General features: G+C 55.2%; 14 protein-coding genes, 1 tRNA gene and 1 pseudogene. 8 read left to right on the top strand and 8 right to left on the bottom strand.

All coding sequences use genetic code 11. The features are described from left to right. The first annotated feature begins 52 nt into the window (after positions 1–52). Positions 53–784: an osmolarity response regulator transcription factor OmpR gene (ompR, locus tag EXZ61_RS08845; RefSeq protein WP_142811015.1), complete on the top strand. Its 732-nt coding sequence runs from the start codon at positions 53–55 to the stop codon at positions 782–784. Then, positions 784–2,211 carry an ATP-binding protein gene (locus EXZ61_RS08840; RefSeq protein WP_142811013.1) on the top strand — a complete coding sequence of 476 codons (1,428 nt, stop codon included), beginning with the start codon at positions 784–786 and terminating at the stop codon, positions 2,209–2,211. The genes ompR and EXZ61_RS08840 overlap by 1 nt, the downstream gene beginning before the upstream one ends. 1 nt (position 2,212) lies before the next feature. On the opposite strand, the gene EXZ61_RS08835 is transcribed toward EXZ61_RS08840, so the two are convergent. From EXZ61_RS08835 to ispD, 3 genes are all read right to left on the bottom strand, one after another. Continuing rightward, positions 2,213–4,282 (bottom strand): NADPH-dependent 2,4-dienoyl-CoA reductase, encoded by a 2,070-nt coding sequence (locus EXZ61_RS08835; protein ID WP_142814176.1) that lies wholly within the window; start codon positions 4,280–4,282, stop codon positions 2,213–2,215. 109 nt (positions 4,283–4,391) lie between these two features. Next, entirely contained in the window at positions 4,392–4,865 is a 474-nt protein-coding gene (gene ispF, locus EXZ61_RS08830) for a 2-C-methyl-D-erythritol 2,4-cyclodiphosphate synthase (RefSeq protein WP_142811011.1), read from the bottom strand. A 219-nt stretch (positions 4,866–5,084) separates the two neighbouring features. Further along, entirely contained in the window at positions 5,085–5,816 is a 732-nt protein-coding gene (ispD, locus tag EXZ61_RS08825; RefSeq protein ID WP_142811009.1) for a 2-C-methyl-D-erythritol 4-phosphate cytidylyltransferase, read from the bottom strand. Between the two features lie 95 nt (positions 5,817–5,911). Here ispD and mfd point away from each other — a divergent pair, with 95 nt between their 5' ends. The 4 genes from mfd (at position 5,912) to EXZ61_RS08805 (ending at position 13,629) form a co-directional block, all read left to right on the top strand. Next, positions 5,912–9,385, top strand: a complete 3,474-nt coding sequence (gene mfd, locus EXZ61_RS08820) for a transcription-repair coupling factor (protein WP_142811007.1) — start codon at positions 5,912–5,914, stop codon at positions 9,383–9,385. A 163-nt stretch (positions 9,386–9,548) separates the two neighbouring features. Next, the gene (locus tag EXZ61_RS08815) at positions 9,549–11,930 is read left to right on the top strand and encodes a response regulator (RefSeq protein ID WP_142811005.1); all 2,382 of its coding nucleotides are present in this window, start codon (positions 9,549–9,551) and stop codon (positions 11,928–11,930) included. 124 nt (positions 11,931–12,054) lie between these two features. Further along, positions 12,055–13,182: a methyl-accepting chemotaxis protein gene (locus EXZ61_RS21905; RefSeq protein WP_168224726.1), complete on the top strand. Its 1,128-nt coding sequence runs from the start codon at positions 12,055–12,057 to the stop codon at positions 13,180–13,182. A 12-nt stretch (positions 13,183–13,194) separates the two neighbouring features. Further along, positions 13,195–13,629 carry a response regulator gene (locus EXZ61_RS08805; protein WP_142811003.1) on the top strand — a complete coding sequence of 145 codons (435 nt, stop codon included), beginning with the start codon at positions 13,195–13,197 and terminating at the stop codon, positions 13,627–13,629. A gap of 18 nt (positions 13,630–13,647) precedes the next feature. Here EXZ61_RS08805 and EXZ61_RS22495 read toward each other — a convergent pair whose 3' ends face one another. Together EXZ61_RS22495 and serB are read right to left on the bottom strand one after the other, a co-directional pair. Continuing rightward, positions 13,648–13,914: an Hpt domain-containing protein gene (locus EXZ61_RS22495; RefSeq protein WP_342590579.1), complete on the bottom strand. Its 267-nt coding sequence runs from the start codon at positions 13,912–13,914 to the stop codon at positions 13,648–13,650. A 90-nt stretch (positions 13,915–14,004) separates the two neighbouring features. Continuing rightward, positions 14,005–14,715, bottom strand: a pseudogene (serB, locus tag EXZ61_RS08800) (phosphoserine phosphatase SerB); the annotation flags it as partial. A 278-nt stretch (positions 14,716–14,993) separates the two neighbouring features. Between serB and EXZ61_RS08795 the strand changes: the two are divergent. Together EXZ61_RS08795 and EXZ61_RS08790 are read left to right on the top strand one after the other, a co-directional pair. Next, positions 14,994–15,212 (top strand): hypothetical protein, encoded by a 219-nt coding sequence (locus tag EXZ61_RS08795; RefSeq protein WP_142810999.1) that lies wholly within the window; start codon positions 14,994–14,996, stop codon positions 15,210–15,212. Further along, positions 15,209–16,342 carry a GAF and HD-GYP domain-containing protein gene (locus EXZ61_RS08790; RefSeq protein ID WP_142810997.1) on the top strand — a complete coding sequence of 378 codons (1,134 nt, stop codon included), beginning with the start codon at positions 15,209–15,211 and terminating at the stop codon, positions 16,340–16,342. Before EXZ61_RS08795 ends, EXZ61_RS08790 begins: the two co-directional genes overlap by 4 nt. 176 nt (positions 16,343–16,518) lie before the next feature. Here EXZ61_RS08790 and EXZ61_RS08785 read toward each other — a convergent pair whose 3' ends face one another. The 3 genes from EXZ61_RS08785 to tilS form a co-directional block, all read right to left on the bottom strand. Beyond that, the gene (locus EXZ61_RS08785) at positions 16,519–17,001 is read right to left on the bottom strand and encodes a GreA/GreB family elongation factor (protein WP_142810995.1); all 483 of its coding nucleotides are present in this window, start codon (positions 16,999–17,001) and stop codon (positions 16,519–16,521) included. A 273-nt stretch (positions 17,002–17,274) separates the two neighbouring features. After that, positions 17,275–17,367 (bottom strand) — tRNA-Ser (locus EXZ61_RS08780). A 140-nt stretch (positions 17,368–17,507) separates the two neighbouring features. After that, the gene (gene tilS / locus EXZ61_RS08775) at positions 17,508–18,482 is read right to left on the bottom strand and encodes a tRNA lysidine(34) synthetase TilS (protein WP_142810993.1); all 975 of its coding nucleotides are present in this window, start codon (positions 18,480–18,482) and stop codon (positions 17,508–17,510) included. Positions 18,483–18,491 lie beyond the last annotated feature (9 nt).

Here is an 18,491-nt window from a genome sequence, read left to right as displayed (position 1 = left end):
TGTTTCTTCCACAGCCTACGAAAATCGCGTTTGTTACAAATTAAAAAGCACTATGCAGAACACCACGCCCCGCACCAACAAGATTCTTGTGGTTGACGATGACACCCGCATCCGTGAACTCTTGAAGCGCTACCTCACCCAAGAAGGATTTGAAGTCCTCTTGGCCGAAGACGGGCGTGCACTCACTCGCACCATGACCCGCGACACCGCCGACCTGATCGTGCTGGACTTGATGATGCCGGGCGAAGATGGCCTGTCTATTTGCCGGCGCTTGCGGGCTGCTAACGACCTCACGCCCATCATCATGCTGACAGCCAAAGGGGAAGATGTAGACCGAATTGTGGGGCTGGAAGTAGGTGCCGACGATTACTTGGCAAAACCGTTTAACCCCCGTGAGCTGCTTGCCCGCATCCATGCTGTGCTGCGCCGCCGCCCGGTATTGGAAGCGCCAGGTGCACCTTCGCCTGACAACGAGGTCGCGCGTTTTGGCCCATTCGTATTCGATTTGGGCGCGCGTACTTTGCATAGGAACGGTGAACAGCTCATGCTCACCAGCGGTGAGTTTGCGATGCTGAAAGTTCTGGTACGCCACCCCCGCGCCGCCTTGTCGCGTGAAAAGCTGGCCCAACTGTCCCGCGGCCGTGAGTTCGAACCCTTTGACCGCAGCTTGGACGTGCAGGTGTCTCGCCTGCGCAAGCTGATAGAAACCGATCCAGCCGCGCCCCGGTTTATTCAAACCGTCTGGGGCGTAGGCTATGTATTCATTCCCGATGAGCCGACTTGATGGCCAGAAAATCTCAGCTGCTGGAGTCGCGATTCACTGAGTTCGAGGGCAGTGCGGTCTCTCCTCTGGAGGTGCCACCAGTCGCATCTGCGAGCCATCGGCTCACGAGCCTCAGTCTGTTTTGGCGCACTTTCTTTTTGCTCGCATTGCTGCTTTTGGGCAGCATAGCGGCTTGGCTGCAAACCTTGCGGGCCTTGGAGTTTGAACCTCGGGCCGTGCAAACCGCGCAGCAGCTGGCTTCCCAGGTGAACCTCAGCCGCGCTGCTTTGGTCTACGCCGACAGCATTGGACGGGTCGCCTTGCTCAAGACCATGAATACAGAAGAAGGTCTGCGCATCATCCCACGCGAGGCCAACGACCAGTATGTCCCGTTCTCTGGAGACACTTTAAGCAAAGAGGTTACCCAAGAGCTCATCAAGCGCTTGGGCAAAAGCACCGTCATCGCCAGCCGCGTCAACCAACAGCCGGGCCTGTGGATTGGTTTTGACATTGCGGGAGATCCGTATTGGCTGTTAACGGACTTGGCGCGCTTTGGCCCAACCACTGGCAAGACTTGGATTATTTGGCTGGCTGTCGCAGGGGCACTGTCGCTGTGTGGCGCGGCACTGATCGCGAGGCTGATTAACCGGCCGCTCAAAAAACTGTCATTTGCAGCCAGCCGCATGCGTGAAGGCGACTTTGGCGCAAGCCGCTTGGACGAAACTGTTCAAACGGCCGAGATCAGGGATGTCAACATTGGCTTTAACCGCATGGCCCAAAGCTTAGCCAAGGTAGAGCACGACCGGGCCCTTATGTTGGCGGGTATATCTCATGATTTACGTACCCCTCTGGCACGGTTGCGACTGGAAACAGAACTCAGTGTGAGTGATCTGACTGCGCGCGCGCACATGGCGGCGGACATTGCGCAACTGGACGCCATCATCGACAAGTTTTTGGACTATGCCCGCCCCGACAGGGTAGAACTGGCGCGCGTATCGCTCATCAGTGTGGTGGACTCCTGCGTCTACTCCTTGCGCAATCAACCCGACGTCAATATCAGCGTCAAGGTAGACCGTAACCTGATGGTCATGGCCGATGAAGTGGAATTGGGCCGCATCATCAGCAACCTTTTGGAAAATGCGCGGCGCTATGGCAAGTCATCCGACTCAGGCATCGCTAACATCGACATCGCTGCAGTCGCCAGCAACAACTGGGTGCTTGTCAAAATCCGTGACCACGGCATTGGCGTGGCGCCAGACCAACTCGCCAACCTCAGCAAACCGTTTTTCCGCGGGGAAACTGCCCGCACGGCAGCCAACGGCGCAGGCCTTGGACTCGCCATTGTGGAGAAGACCCTTCAGCGCATGGGCGGTGGGTTTTCTTTGGCAATTTCCAGCATGGGGGGGCTGTCGGCCAACTTCAAGCTGCAACAAGCCCCCAAGGTCTAGACTACAAGCGCGCTGCGAGCTCAGCGCCTTCGCGAATGGCACGCTTGGCGTCTAGCTCAGCCGCAAGGGCTGCGCCCCCAATGCAATGAAACTGGGGCATACCTGACTTCTTTTTCGGTTTTTTGGCAGGCATTAGTTCAGCCAACGACTCTTGGCCGGCACACAGCACAATGTGGTCCACATGCAGCAGGCGTTCCTCCCCCGCCACCGTGATGTGCAAGCCTGCATCGTCAATCCGGCGGTACTGAACGTCAGACCACATCTTGACGTGGTTACGTTGCAACACTGCACGGTGCACCCAGCCAGATGTTTTGCCAAGCCCAGCGCCCGGACGCCCCGCCTTGCGTTGCAACAAGTGCAATTGGCGATACGGCTCGGCAGGCGGGGTAGCAAGCTCTGGGGGGTACAAGCCACCAGGGTGCTCAGAACGAATATCCACGCCCCAGTCATCACACCAGTGCGAGGTTTCCAAGGGCAGCGGGAACACCGGGTTGTGCAACAAAAACTCAGCCACATCAAAACCAATACCTCCAGCACCAATGATGGCCACGCGCTTGCCCACCTGTACTTTGCGCTGCAGCACATCTAGGTAGGAGACAACCTTGCTATGTTGAACACCTTCGATGTGCGGTGTGCGTGGCGTAATGCCAGTGGCCACGATCACGTGATCAAAGCCTTGGTTGAGCAAGTCCTCGCGTTGCACGCGTTGGTTGAGCTGCACGTTCACTCCAGTGACTTCTAGCCGCTTGGAAAAATAGCGCAGAGTCTGAGCGAACTCTTCTTTGCCAGGCACCTTCATAGCGACCTTGAATTGCCCGCCAATGCTGTCACTCCCGTCGAACAAGGTCACATCATGGCCGCACTCCGCCGCTACCGTGGCAGCGGACAGCCCCGCAGGGCCGGCGCCGACGACGGCAACACGCTTGGTCGCACGCGCCTTGCGGTAAACCAGCTCGGTCTCATGCGCGGCACGCGGATTCACCAAACAGCTAGCCCGCTTGTTCGCAAACGTGTGATCTAAACAGGCTTGGTTGCAAGCGATGCACGTGTTGATTTCATTTGCGCGCCCTTCCTTGACTTTATGGACCCAGTCAGCGTCAGCCAAAAATGGCCGGGCCATAGACACCATGTCAACGTCGCCGTTGGCAATCATGGCCTCCGCTTCATCCGGCATGTTGATGCGATTCGACGCGGCCACAGGCACGGACACGGATTGGCGTAAGCGTGCCGCAACGCTGGCAAACGCAGCCCGAGGCACCGATGTCACGATAGTGGGGACCCGGGCTTCATGCCAGCCGTAGCCTGTGTTAAACAAGGTGACGCCCGCTTTTTCCAGCGCCTGCGCCACCTGCACTACTTCGTCCCAGGTATTGCCACCTTCCACCAAGTCTAGGACGGAATGCCGGTACATGATGATGAAGTTGATGCCTACGGCCTTACGTACTTGGCGAACCACTTCTACGGCCAAGCGCATGCGGTTTTCAATGCTGCCGCCCCACTGGTCTTTGCGCGCATTGGTGCGGGCACATAAAAACTGGTTGAGCAAATAGCCTTCGCTGCCCATGATCTCAACGCCGTCATAGCCCGCTTTTTGCGCAAGTACGGCGCATCGAACGTAGTCTTTAATCGTCGATTGGATACCCCGCTCGCTTAAGGCTCTGGGCTTGAACGGCGAAATGGGTGACTTTTTGGCGGATGCTGAGACTACGAATGGCTGGTAGCCATAACGCCCCGCATGCAAGATCTGCATCACGATCTTGCCACCCTCTTCATGCACCGCACGCGTCACCTTGCGGTGATTGCCTACATCCAGCACAGAGTTCATGGTGCCGCCAAAAGGAAGTAACCAGCCTTGCCGATTGGGCGAAATTCCGCCTGTAACGATCAAGCCGACCCCGCCCTTGGCCCGCTCTCTGAAGTACTGGGCCAACTTGCCATAGTTGTAGAAACGGTCTTCCAAGCCCGTGTGCATAGAACCCATGATCACGCGGTTGCGTAAGGTGGTGAACCCCAGATCCAGGGGCTGCAGTAAGTGGGGGTGCGCCGTAGTCACAGCAGCACCAGAGTGCATGCCGGGTTCAGCAGTGGTGTGGTCGGAGTTTGGGGTCATGGTGGGTTACAGGCTAAAACTAAAAACTCTCAAAGTGACGTACGACGCTCAACGGGAGCACGTCGCGGCATCAATGCAGTAGCACAACGGCACGGGCCTCCATGGCCTGCCCTAGGCCCACAGGACCCATTTTTTCTGCAGTTTTGGCTTTCACGTTAACTTGGTCAAGCTCTACGCCTAGAACTTGGGCAATACGTGCCCGCATCGCGCCAATATGCGGTGCCAGCTTAGGGGCTTGCGCAATGACCGTGCTGTCCACATTGCCAATGTTGTAGCCCTTGGCACGCACTAGTCGGGCCGCCTCGGCCAACAACACGCTCGAATCTGCGCCTTTGAACTGGGCGGCTGTGTCGGGAAAATGGGTACCGATGTCGCCCAGCGCGGCAGCGCCCAAGAGTGCATCGGTAATGGCGTGCAGCAAAGCGTCCGCATCGGAATGGCCTAACAAGCCCTTGCTGTGTGGAATCTCTATGCCACCCAAGATGAGCTTGCGCCCCTCGACCAAAGCGTGCACATCCCAGCCCTCACCAATACGCAGTTTCATGCTTTTCTTCTGTCCTATTTCAATACCAATGGGTTACCAAGCAGCATGGTAGAGGCTTTGGCTAGGGCAAGACGACGCCAGCGCCCACAAATCGCCTAGGGTTTTCCCACGCCAATACGGGAAAATATGCCGCTTTCGCTCATGGATACTGCGCAAGCAGCTATCAATAATGCAGCAAACTCTAGTTGCGCCTGTCTATTAATCTAGACCGAATCGGCTCTAGCTGGTGGCCGACAGTGTGCGGGCTCGCAAAATGGCTTCAGCCAGCGCGAAGTCTTGGCGGTAGGTCACCTTGAAATTTTGGGCACTGCCCTCCACCAGCAAGGGCCGCTGACCCACCCACTCCATGGCGCTGGACTCGTCGGTTACTGCGTCTCCCGCGGCTAGCAATGCGCTTTGCAAGGCACCTAAGCGAAACATTTGTGGCGTTTGGGCCAACCATTTGTCTGCACGGTCTACCGTGCCCGCCACGCGCCCGCCTTCTTCGCGCTTCAAGGTGTCGGGCAGCTTGAGTGCCAAGAGTCCACCCACGGCATCAGGTAAGCACTGGTCGATCAAATGATCAACCTGTTGCTGAGTGAGCAAGCAGCGTGCGGCATCGTGTACCAGTACCCAGTCTTGGGCGTCGGCGCCTTGGTCTAGCAAGGCCTGCAAACCATTAAAAACGCTTGCAGCCCTTGTAGAACCGCCACAAGCCGCTACCAATACAGGAGCATTTACTGATTCAAAAAACGTATCGCCCGCAGACACCACCACCAGCACACCCGCCAAGCGGGGCACATCCGCGAACGCTTGCAAGGTGTGCAACACCATGGGCTTGCCCGCAACGCTTTGGTACTGCTTGGGGCCACTAGCGCCGGAGCGGGAGCCGGTGCCTGCACAAGGAATTAGCGCCCAAAGGCGCGCGGGAGGCGGGGTGTTTTTCAAGGATATGGGAGTTGTGTCAGTCATGGTGCGCGTGCCATTCTAAAATCGAACGCACCAAGCCAACTAAAACCTGCACCCAAGCAACGCCAATGGTTGCTTGCACTGCGCCAAAGCCATCCATGGATTTACCCAAACTACAGCAAAGCAAGCGCTTCACCCTTCCCAAACCCAGTGGCTCTGCAGACGCATTGCTGCTTGCGCGCTTGGGCCAACGTGAAAAGGCAGCGGGCAAACCCATGGCGGTTGTCACGGCCAATGCTCTGGATGCGCAGCGTTTGCTGGATGAAATCGCGTTTTTTGCCCCCGACCTGCGTTGTGCCCTGTTCCCCGACTGGGAGACCCTGCCCTACGACACGTTTTCCCCACACCAAGACCTGATCAGTGAGCGCTTGGCCACCCTGTGGCGCATCAGCCAGCGCGACAAGGAAAATGGAGCAGACGTGGTCATCGTGCCTGCGACCACCGCGCTGTACCGGGTGGCGCCCCCAAGCTTTTTGGCGGGCTACACCTTCCAGTTCAAGGTCAAGCAAAAGCTGGACGAAGCCAAACTCAAAGGCCAACTCACTTTGGCAGGCTACAGCCATGTCACCCAGGTGGTGAGCCCTGGCGAGTATGCGGTGCGCGGGGGGTTGATAGACCTCTTCCCCATGGGGAGCTTGGTACCTTACCGGGTTGATTTGTTTGACGACGAGATCGACAGCATCCGCACCTTTGACCCCGACAGCCAGCGCAGCTTGTACCCAGTGCCCGAAGTGCGGCTGTTACCGGGCCGAGAATTCCCCATGGACGACGATGCCAGGGCCAAGTTCCGCAGCCGCTGGCGCGAACTATTGGATGGAGACCCTACGCGCAGTCGCATCTACAAAGACATGGGCAATGGCGTGGCCACGGCAGGCATTGAGTACTACCTGCCATTGTTCTTTGACGATACAGCCACCGTCTTTGACTATGTGGGTGCAGACGCCACCGTGGTCTTGCATGGGGAGCTGGAGCCTGCCTTCCAGCACTTTTGGCAAGACACCAAAGACCGCTACCGCTTGGTGCAAACGGACCCAGAGCGCCCGGTGCTGCCGCCCGAATCTCTGTTTTTGACCATCGAGCAGTTTTACGGGCGCGCCAACGCGCATGCCCAGCTGGCCATCAAAGCCCAGAGCGAAGATGTGTTCGCCGAGTTCGCTCCCCTGCCAGAACTCACGGTACTGCGCGGCACAGAAGACCCGCTGGCGCGCTTGAAAGCCCACGCGGCCAATACCCAGCACCGTGTGCTGATCCTGGCGGAAAGCGCGGGGCGGCGTGAAAGCCTGTTGGACTTTTTGCGCGCCTCTAACGTGAGCCCGCCAGCGTTTGATTCGCTCGACGAATTCTTGGCCAGCGACGAGAAAACCGGCATTGCCACAGCGGCGCTCACCACTGGCTTTAGCTGGCTGGAAGTTGGCATTGACCTGATTACGGAGACTGAGCTGTTTGCGGCAGGCCCAAGCACCCGCCGTCGCAAAAAACAAGAGCAGGTGAGCGATGTAGAAGCGCTCATCAAAGACCTGAGTGAACTCAACCTGGGTGACCCGGTGGTGCATTCGGCCCACGGCATCGGGCGCTACCGTGGCTTGATCAATCTGGACCTAGGCCAGCGCAACGCACAAGGCGAGCCGGAGCTGCAAGAGTTCTTGCATTTGGAATACGCCGACCAAGCCACACTGTATGTGCCCGTGAGCCAGCTGCAGCTCATCAGCCGCTACACCGGCGTGAGTGCGGACGAAGCCCCCTTGCACAAGCTCGGGTCTGGCCAATGGGAAAAAGCAAAACGCAAAGCCGCTGAGCAGGTGCGCGACAGCGCGGCGGAATTGCTCAACATTTATGCGCGGCGCGCCGCCCGCGAAGGGCACGCTTTCCGCTATTCGCCGTCGGACTACGAAACCTTTGCCAATGACTTTGGTTTTGACGAAACACCAGACCAAGCGGCCGCCATCCACGCCGTCATCCAAGACATGATCAGCCCCCGCCCCATGGACCGGCTGGTCTGCGGTGATGTGGGCTTTGGCAAAACGGAGGTCGCGCTGCGTGCCGCCTTTGTGGCGGTCACCGGTGGCAAGCAAGTGGCGCTGTTGGCGCCCACCACGCTGCTGGCTGAGCAGCACTTCCAAACCCTGTCAGATCGCTTTAGCAAGTGGCCGGTGAAAGTGGCTGAGATGAGCCGCTTTCGCTCAGGCAAAGAAATCACGGCGGCACTCAAGGGTGTGGCCGACGGTACGGTCGATATCGTGGTGGGCACCCACAAACTGTTGAGCGAGTCCACCAAATTCAAGAATTTGGGGCTATTGATCATCGACGAGGAGCACCGCTTTGGCGTGCGCCACAAGGAGCAAATGAAGGCTTTGCGTGCCGAGGTGGATGTGCTCACGCTGACAGCCACCCCTATTCCCCGAACCTTAGGAATGGCCTTGGAAGGCCTGCGCGACTTGAGTGTGATTGCCACCGCACCACAACGCCGTTTGGCCATCAAAACCTTTGTGCGCACCGAAGGTAACGGCGTGATCCGCGAAGCCGTGCTGCGTGAGCTCAAGCGCGGCGGGCAAGTGTATTTCTTGCACAACGAAGTGGAAACCATCGAAAACCGCCGCGCGAAGTTAGAAGAACTGTTGCCTGAAGCGCGCATTGCGGTTGCGCATGGCCAAATGCCGGAGCGCCAACTTGAAGCTGTGATGCGCGACTTCGTGGCACAGCGCAGCAACTTGCTGCTGTGCTCCACCATCATCGAAACCGGGATTGACGTCCCTACCGCCAACACCATTGTGATGAGTCGGGCCGATAAATTTGGCTTGGCACAGTTGCACCAGTTGCGGGGCCGTGTGGGCCGCAGCCACCACCAAGCCTATGCGTACTTGATGGTGCCTGACCTCGAAGGCTTGACCAAACAAGCGACCCAGCGCTTAGACGCTATTCAAGCCATGGAAGAACTGGGCAGCGGCTTTTACCTGGCCATGCACGATCTGGAAATTCGTGGTGCGGGCGAGGTGTTGGGCGAAAGCCAAAGCGGCAACATGCTGGAAGTAGGCTTTCAGCTTTACAACGAAATGCTGAGTGAAGCCGTGCGCTGTCTCAAAGCGGGCATTGAGCCGGATTTGCTAAGTCCCTTGAATGTCACCACCGACATTAATTTGCACGCGCCGGCCCTGCTGCCGGATGACTACTGTGGTGATGTGCACCTGCGCCTGAGCTTCTACAAAAAGCTGGCAACTGCCAAAAACTCCAACCAAATTGACGCGCTGCTGGAAGAAATCGTAGACCGCTTTGGCAAGCTCCCCGCCCAAGCGCAGACACTGATTGATGTGCACCGCTTGCGGGTGATTGCCAAACCCTATGGCGTTGTGAAGGTGGATGCCGCGCCCGGGGTCATCACCATTACGTTTAAGAAGAATCCGCCCGTGGACCCGATGCGCATCATTGAGCTGATTCAGAAAAACAAACACATCAAGCTGGCGGGCAATGAAAAGCTACGCATCGAACGCGAACTCCCCAAAACCACAGACCGTACCCAAATGGTCAGGGATGTTCTCAAGTCCCTTGGGCAACCGAAAGAGGATGCAACGGCGTAATGCTTCAAGTACTGACGCCACCAAAGTGTGCAGACATCCATACCAGGCACGATAGGCTGCGCTTACGGGTCTTTTTTTGCCCCCTTGCGCACTGAAGTTCGGTTACATTGGCCGCTGATTTCCGTGACAAATATCACTGTATGTCTTGATCAGGGGGCGGTGGATGGATTCTGCGGGTAACAAGCCGAGGATATTGGTCGTCGAGGATGAGCCTATCAGCGCGCTTTTTATCAAGCGCCAACTGCTTGACCTAGGTTATGACCACATTGGCCAATCAGCATTGGGCGAAGAGTCTGTAGACCTTGTAGGCACCTTGAAGCCAAACTTGGTTTTGATGGACATCCAACTTGCCGGGGCGATGGACGGCATTGCTGCCGCGGTGGCTATACGGAACCAATTTGCGGTGCCCGTCATTTTCATAACCGCTACGGCGGATGAAGATGTGCTTGCCAGAGCCAAGCTCGCTGAGCCTTTTGGATTCATCGTCAAGCCTTGTGCCAAACAAGAGCTACGCACCGTACTGGAGATGGCGCTGTACAAGCACCAGGCAGAAACCAAGTTGCGTGAGTCCGCATTACATACGCAAGCCATTTTGGACAACATGGTGGACGGACTGATCACCATCAATGCCACCGGTGTCATAGAGTCATTCAACAAAGCGGCCAATCGAATCTTTGGCTACGGCCAAGAGGAAATTGTGGGGCAAAACGTCTCCATTTTGATGTCCCCCCAAGACCTAGCCGAACACGATGCGGCTTTGCTGTCTTACAGTAGCTCAGGCAAAGCCTATGTCTTAGGTCGATCCCGCGAAGTGATTGGAGTGCGTAAAAACAAAGAGCACTTCCCCATGAGTTTGTCCGTGTCAGAAAGCATTCGGGGCGGTCAAACCACTTTCATTGGTGTGGTGCGTGATTTGACAGAGCAGCATGCAGCGCAGAACCAGTTGCGAAAACTCTCTCAGGCTGTTGCCCAAAGCCCCGAAATGATCGTTATCACGGACACGCTTGGGCGCATCGAGTATGTAAACGAGTCCTTTATTCATAACAATGGCTATGCCCTGAACGAGGTCATCGGACAGAATCCAAAGCTACTACAGTCCGGAAACACACCTGCGGAGACCTACATCAGTCTTTGGGAAAGCTTGCGCGACGGAAAAACTTGGCAAGGTCAGTTTCACAACCGTCGCAAAGATGGTTCTGAGTACATCTCATTCGCGATCATTGCTCCCTTACGACAGCCAGACGGTTCGATCAGCCACTATGTAGCTGTCAACGAAGACATCACAGAACGCAAACGACTCGGCGAAGAGCTAGACCGACACCGCCATCACTTGGAAGAAATGGTGGTGCAAAGAACCACAGAACTGATTGCAGCACGTCAGCAAGCTGATGCCGCCAACCTCGCAAAAAGCGAGTTTTTGGCCAACATGAGCCATGAAATCAGAACGCCGATGAATGCAATTTTGGGCTTCTCCAACCTGCTGCGCAGGGAGAGCCCCACCGCACAACAAATTGAACGACTCAACAAAATCAACAGTGCGGGGCAGCATCTACTCTCCATCATCAGCGACGTTTTGGATATATCCAAAATCGAAGCGGGTCGTCTAGAGCTTGAAGACACAGAGTTCTCGATTCAGGCATTGGTAGACAGCGTTGCGACCATCATCACGCCATCCGCCCGCGAAAAGGGCCTCTCCGTCCACACCACAAGCATAGACCTCCCGCCCACCGTGCGTGGGGACCCCACCCGCCTTAGACAAGCGTTGCTGAACTACGCTGGCAACGCAGTCAAGTTCACGGAGCGCGGCCAGGTCAACTTGGCAGCCCGCTTGGTTGACGCACAGGATGGCAATCTCGTGGTTCGGTTTGATGTTTCTGACACGGGCATTGGCATTCAATCCCACGATGTCACCAGACTGTTCCAGGCTTTTGAACAAGCCGACGCGTCCACAACCCGCAAGTACGGTGGCACAGGGCTAGGGTTAGCAATTACCCATAGGCTTGCTCACTTAATGGGAGGTGATGCCGGCGTGCAAAGCGAATTCGGGGTGGGCAGTACGTTTTGGTTCACCGCCCATTTGAGGCAAATCCAAGGCCATAGTACGCCTGCGACAACAGACGCCCAGGAGGACGCTGAATTACTGCTGCAGTGCAAATTTCCGAGCGCCCGCATTCTCGTCGTAGACGATGATCCGTTCAACCGGGAGATCGCGGCAGACTACCTCAAGGAGATCAGCTTTGCAGTGGACACTGCGGCCAATGGGAAAGATGCAGTGGCGCAGGTGATCCAAAGCCACTATGACCTGATTTTGATGGATGTGCAGATGCCTATCATGAACGGGCTGGAAGCGACCAAGCACATACGCCAACTACCGGGCAAAGAACACACGCCAATTTTGGCCTTATCTGCCAATGTTTTTGTAGAAGATCGCAGAGCATGTATCGATGCAGGGATGAATGATTTTGTTTCTAAGCCCGTAGACCCCGGCGAGTTGTACAGCGCTTTGTTGAAATGGCTGAGCTCACCGGTATTCCCAATCTTGTAGAAACTAGGTACTATTGTTTTAAGAGCCCTCCTCGTTGGCCACAGGGGAATGAAAAGGGCCGAAAGTTTTACTCAGAGCGTGCCACGTACACGCGGTGTTGAAATTTTTTAAGGGACCGCCACTTATGTCGCAAATCAACGAGGCCCAAGGCGATCAAAGCAATCGCATGGCCCCGCCCACAGCGCTAACTTGGGTGCTAGTGCTAGTTGCCACTGGATTGGTAACAATCCCTGCACTTGTGGATGACGCCATGTGGCTACGCTGGCTGAGCTTGGTCGGAGTCTTTGTCGTTGTGGTCATCGTCATGTTGCAATGGCAACGCGGATCTACTATCGAGGAAAGATATGCACTAGGCAGCGCATCGTCACAAGACTCTGCCCCACCCTACTCTGCAGATGATCTCAGTGACCTGCTCAAGCAGGTGCTGCCGGCGTGGCAACACCACGTTAGCGCCGTCAAGTCCCAGACGGAGGGAGCAGTGGTGCAACTGACCACCAGCTTTGCCACGGTACTCCAGCAATTTGACCTTGCTGGCATTGGCTCAGGCCCCGGCTTAAGCCCCGACTCTAGCAACAGCACCATTGGCCTGCTAACTCTGTGCGAGCGTCAGCTGCAACCAGTGGTAGGTTCCTTAACCTCGGTCATTGAGGGTAAGGACACTATGATTTCAAACATTCGCCACCTCGCCAATGAAACGAATGAACTTCGGGCCATGGCGGCCGACGTTAGCAGCATCGCCGCCCAAACCAACTTGCTGGCAATTAATGCCGCTATTGAAGCAGCTAGAGCAGGTGAATCAGGGCGAGGTTTTGCCGTGGTAGCCGCAGAAGTAAGAAAGCTATCGCAACGTTCAGCTGAAACCGGCAAGAAAATTGGCACTAGGGTGGATCAGGTAGTGTCCGTCATGGCACAAACCATGGCATCCGCCGAAGAGTCCAACGCGCAAGACCAACATGCCGTCTCTATGTCCGGCTCCATTGTGGAAGATGTCCTTAACCATGTACGAAAGTTGGGCGCCTCCGCAGACTCCATGCGAAGCCATGGGCTTACGGTGCGGCACGAAGTGGAAAACCTGCTGATGGCCATGCAGTTTCAGGATCGTGTGTCGCAAATTCTTAGCGGTGTAGAAGCCGATATGAAGCGGATGCAGGACAACCTAGACGAACCCCTACCAACCGTGGAAGAATGGATGGGAAGTTTGAGCAAGACGTACACCATGGAAGATCAGAACCACGTGCGCACCCGCCGGTGAGCCTAATCACAAATGAACACACTCAACGCAAAGCCAGTTGGCGACCTCCCCAAAACGCGCGAGGCTCTCAGAGTCTTGGTAGTAGACGATGACCCATTTCAGTTGGAAGTTATTGCTGAAGCCCTCAAAGGACTGGGGATACTAGATATCGTTGCAGCAGCTAGTGGGGAGCAAGCGCTGAGCGCTCTGTCCAAGGCAAAGGCAAACGCACCTTTTCACTTGATGTTGAGTGATTTGCACATGCCGGGAATGGATGGGTTTGAGTTCATGGCCGCCGTCGCTAAAGGCGGTTTTGCTGGTGCGTTGATCATTGTTTCTGGCCAAGCAAGTGACGTCATGCACTCGGCGTCACTAGTAGCCCAACTACGTCGCTTTACGTTATTGGGCACTTTATCCAAACCGGTAGATAAAACAGCTCTACTGCAACTTATCAATAAGCTAGCCTAGTGCCCAGCACTCCTAGGACTAACTAGCAAGTCGGAGATCGATTTCCGCTTTGATACCGTCGAACAACGGTCGCAACCCATGTGCAATCCTAAGAGCACTATCGACTTGGTTGGCTTTTGCGCTTTGCTCAAGCAAAAGACATTGTTCAGAGAACTCAGCAGCACCGATGTTCATGGCAGTAGATTTTGCGCGGTGCCCCATAGCGGCCAGAGTCGCCAAGTCGCTTGCAGCGACCGCAGCATCTACCTGCGAAAGCACATCGCCCAAGGAGCTGATAAACAGCATAGCGAACTTGCGAAACTTGGCCGGATCCCCACCCACCAAATCATCTAATACGGATAAGTCCAGCGATTTTGGTTTTGCCTGCGCATAAGGGCGTACAACCTCGAGCAAGCGATCTAAACCACCTTCATTAATCGCGATGTTTGCCCGCTCTCGTACAGCAGGTTTTGCGTGATAAGCGACGGACAGGCAGCCTGTAGACATCATGGGCAAATCGTTTGCGCCATCACCTACGGCAATCACTTGACTGGGAGAAATTCCAAGCTCTCCGCAGGTCCACAGGAGCATTTTCCGTTTCTCTTCACCGTCGCATATGTCTCCCCATGGCTGGTCAATCAAGGCCCCTGTCAACACTCCATCAACCACTCCTAGAACGTTTGAACGCGTGAAGTCAATACCTAGGCGATCGCGAATCCTATCTGTAAAGAAAGAAAAACCACCACTGACCAAAAGAATTTTTAATCCTGCTTCCTTACAAGCAAGAACCAGCTCTACCGCGCCAGGATTAAGCTTTAACCGGGTTTCATACACTTCTTGCATTGAAGCAACAGTAACGCCTTTTAGCAAAGCGACACGTCGGCGAAGGCTGTCCTTGTAATCGGTGATTTCCCCACGCATCGCTGCATCCGTGATGGCAGCAACCTCTGCTTTGCGCCCGACCACGTCCGCAATTTCATCAACACACTCTATGTTGATCAGCGTTGAGTCCATATCAAAAGCTATCAACTTGTAGTCCTTGAGGGAGGACTGTGACAACGTGTTTTGCAACACCAAACCGGGAGATAGTTCTGTAATCTGTGTCATGCCTACCAGTGTAATGCTGGAGCGACAAAAAACGAGCAGCACCAGCTTTCAAAAATACTCTGTGCTTACGTCCTTTGTTGATTTGCATCTAAAACTGACCCACTGGGTCAGGTTTCAGTGCAATTCAACAGCGTGCTATTCAGACGGTAATCCCCCCAATTTCCGCTGAACTAAGAAGCAGAACTGTTATGCAGACCTTTACAGGTGTCTGTTAAAGCGGGTGAAGTCCAGTCAACGAAAACGATGCATTAAGCAACCAACTGGCAGAGCGAGTGGAAGTGCTGACCGTTTCCGACGCTGATCGCGATGCCAACGGCGTGAAAACTAAGCTCAAGCTCAGTGCAGACCGCCACCTCCAGCGCGTTGTCACAGCAGGTGGTTGGGGTGATCACTCCATGTACCTGTTTCACTTCAAGGATGGCGAATCCACCTCTGGGCTTCTCGATGCAGTCGACGAGATGCTTCGTTCCAATACGCCGCAGCTAGCGTTTTCATGACTAGCACGACCTACCATGCCCTAGGCGGTGCTGCGACTCCGGCCTCAGCCAATCTGGAGTCCCAGCTAAAAACCGTCCACGGTGCCATTAGCTCTCGCTACCCAGGTATCGACAGGGTGGCTCTGGCCGCTTACGACCCGCGCACCGATGCACTCAAGACCTTCGTCAGCAGCAACCGCGATGGCATGCACCTGGACCATTACGAGGCCAAGTTGCAAAATGTGCCTTCTTTAAAGGTGCTGGCGGACGGGCGAATGAGTCGGGTAGTGGATGACATTGATACGAGCCTAGCGGCCTCAACTCAACACACCGACTGGCTCAAGCGGCATGCCTACCGCTCCAGCTTGACAGTGCCGATTTTTAAGGGGAATCAGCTGGCAGGTTTTTTGTTTTTTGATTCCAAGCAGCCGCATTTTTTTAGTGCGGACATGACCGAGTTTTTGGAGATGTTTTCGCACCTGATCGCGCAGCTGTATTTGCTGCAGCTGCAGGTAGTCAGCGGCATGGTGGGCACGGTACAAATGGCAAGTGGCCTGTCGCGCATTCGCGATCTTGAAACCGGCCAACATCTGGAGCGCATGGCCGCGTACTCGCATTTGATGGCGCTCAAGCTGGCAGAAAGTCACTCGCTGACTGACGAATTCATTGAGTACGTATTTCTGTTCGCTCCGCTTCATGATGTGGGCAAGGTGGGCATCCCCGACAGGGTTTTGCTCAAACCTGGCAAGCTGGACGGAGATGAGTGGGTGATCATGCGCCGCCATGTAGCGATCGGTGAATCCATTGTTGTGCAGATGGGGTGCGATTTGCAGATGGAGAATGGTTTGGCCTTTGATGTTATGCGCAATATCGTCACCTGCCACCATGAACGTGGTGATGGCTCTGGCTACCCGCATGGGCTGCTGATGGACCAGATTCCGCTGGAGGCCCGTATAGTCGCTGTGGCGGATGTGTATGACGCGCTTTCCAATGTTCGGCCCTATAAGCCAGCCTGGACTGAAGCGCACATTATCCAAGAGTTGGACCAAGAAGTGGCCAGCGGACGGCTCGATGGCGAGTGCGTACGCGTGCTGATGGAGGCAACTGCTGAGCGTGCCCGCATTCAGCTGCAGTTTGCTGATCGCCCATAGATAAATGGCCTATGCCCCTTTGTCTCTGATAGGCACATTTTCGGTCGGTGGCAACAACCAAATTTGGCTTCCAGTTACTGGTTATTCATGAATACCCGCAAGTTGCCCACAGCCGAAGTCTAGCCTCCAGGCACGTCTGCTAACCTCAGCCAATTTGACGTGGGCTTGCTTGCGGCTTAACAAACCCACAGTACCTCAAATTGCTGTCGCATTGGAGCGACCTGTATCCACACCTCATCACCCTCACATTTACCCAGTATGGCCTTGCCCAAAGGGGCTTCGCTGCTGATGACCTGAACGAGCTGAGCGCCGCTGACCAACTTCATACTGCCCCCATCCGGCCCGAGAAAAAGCTGTTGCTGCTTGTCGTCGGAATCGACTAGGCAGACCAGCGCGCCAAGCTGTATCCCTTTGCTGGCGTCGTAGGGGCACGGGCGAAATTGGCGCCAATAAACTATCGACTGGCGGATGCCTTCGGCGCGCCGAGCCTGGCCGGTGGCCAGGTAGGCGGCTTCGAGTCCCAATGTGTCGTATTTGTTTTCGGCAATGTTTTCTTCGTGAGTCGCCGTTTCATGGGCAGCACGCGCTGCCTGTTCGGTTTGCAGCAGATCTTCGGAGAGCCGCTCCAGCACCTGCTGCTGCAGCAAGGATTTATCCATGATCAAAAGTAGGCATCTGGAAAAGCGGGAGGGCAGGTACTGAATAGGAAGTGTTTTACCAGCCTTAGACGCTTCTGTTGGCACAACTAAGCGACTGCGTATCCTTCGGTGCGACAAGTGGAAGCGATTATCTTTCAGAAAGCAATCACTGACCATCTTCCGCAAGTCGCCCAAAGCAGCCAAACAACCGGCACTTCATTTGATAGTTGATTTGATAGTCAAAACAACAAGACAAAAAAAAGCCCATGAAAATCACGGGCTTTTTTTGTTTTCTGGCGGAAACGGAGGGATTCGAACCCTCGATGAGGCTCTACACCCCATACTCCCTTAGCAGGGGAGCACCTTCGGCCACTCGGTCACGTTTCCAGACAGCACGTATTATCGCATGAAAAACAAGCCTTTTAGACTCAAGGTCCGTTCTAGGTTGAACGTCCGGTGCACCGAACCTCCCGCAGACCATAAAGCGCTCAGTGAGTGAGCCATGTCGACATTGACGACATGAAGAGTCAACACAAATCATTCGGATGGTGCCAAGCCAAAACCATACCGTTTCGCATGACGTGGCCATGCCCAACTTTTAGATGGATGTTGTGTCCACGCGTCGTGCAGGCTTGCACAAGTCTTCTCAGCTCATTTAACTGTGCAGTAGTAGGTACAACGCCGTAACGTCTTTTAAGCCAATGCCTTAAGAAATTTGATTGCCGCGCTGGAGACAACTGCTGAATTAGACGTATGGCCGGATCTTGAAAAGCACCACCACAAACAGTCTGGGCATCGATTTCGGCCAGCTCATCTAATAAATCATTGGCTTGCGCCGCGTGCATGGCACTGCGGGCAAAGGTATCTCGAAATTGTGGGAAGACAGTTTCAAGAACGGGTGTCAACGTGCCACGAATGTAATTGCGTGTGAATCTTACGTCGGCATTGCTAGGATCTTCAATATGCTCTACGCCACAGCTGCGTAACCAAGCTCGCACATCAATCGAGGAAACCTGCAACAACGGTCTGAAGAATACGTGCCCGTTTCTCGTCCACTTGGCCGGCATGCCACTTACACCCGCGACCCCAGAGCCACGACTCAGGGCTAAAAGAATTGTTTCAATTTGGTCATCGGCATGCTGTGCAAGCGCGATGGACTTAATCGAATGCGTTATCCTGCCTGACCGAATCACTTCATCAAAAGCAGCATAGCGGGCTCTTCGCGCAGCGTCTTCGGGGCTCTGGCCCGGCCGATGCTTTGCATCTACTTTGCACACAAACAACTCTACAGACAATTCTGCGCACACCAATTGACAGTGCTGCTCAAAAACAGAGGCCATTGCCTGCAATCCATGGTTCACATGAACAGCGACAACCTCCCTAGGCCACTTCCTAGCGCACGCAACCAGCAAAGCAGTCGAGTCGGCTCCGCCACTGAATCCGACAGCTAGCGGCAATTCAGGCTCAAATTGCGCGATGGCCGTCTCAAATGAGACCGTCATACGGCAATC

The organism is Rhodoferax aquaticus (genome assembly GCF_006974105.1).
GTDB classification, from domain to species: Bacteria; Pseudomonadota; Gammaproteobacteria; order Burkholderiales; family Burkholderiaceae_C; genus Allorhodoferax; species Allorhodoferax aquaticus_A.
Note: the sequence above shows the minus strand (reverse complement) of the source record. Positions and strands in the feature narration are given on the sequence as shown.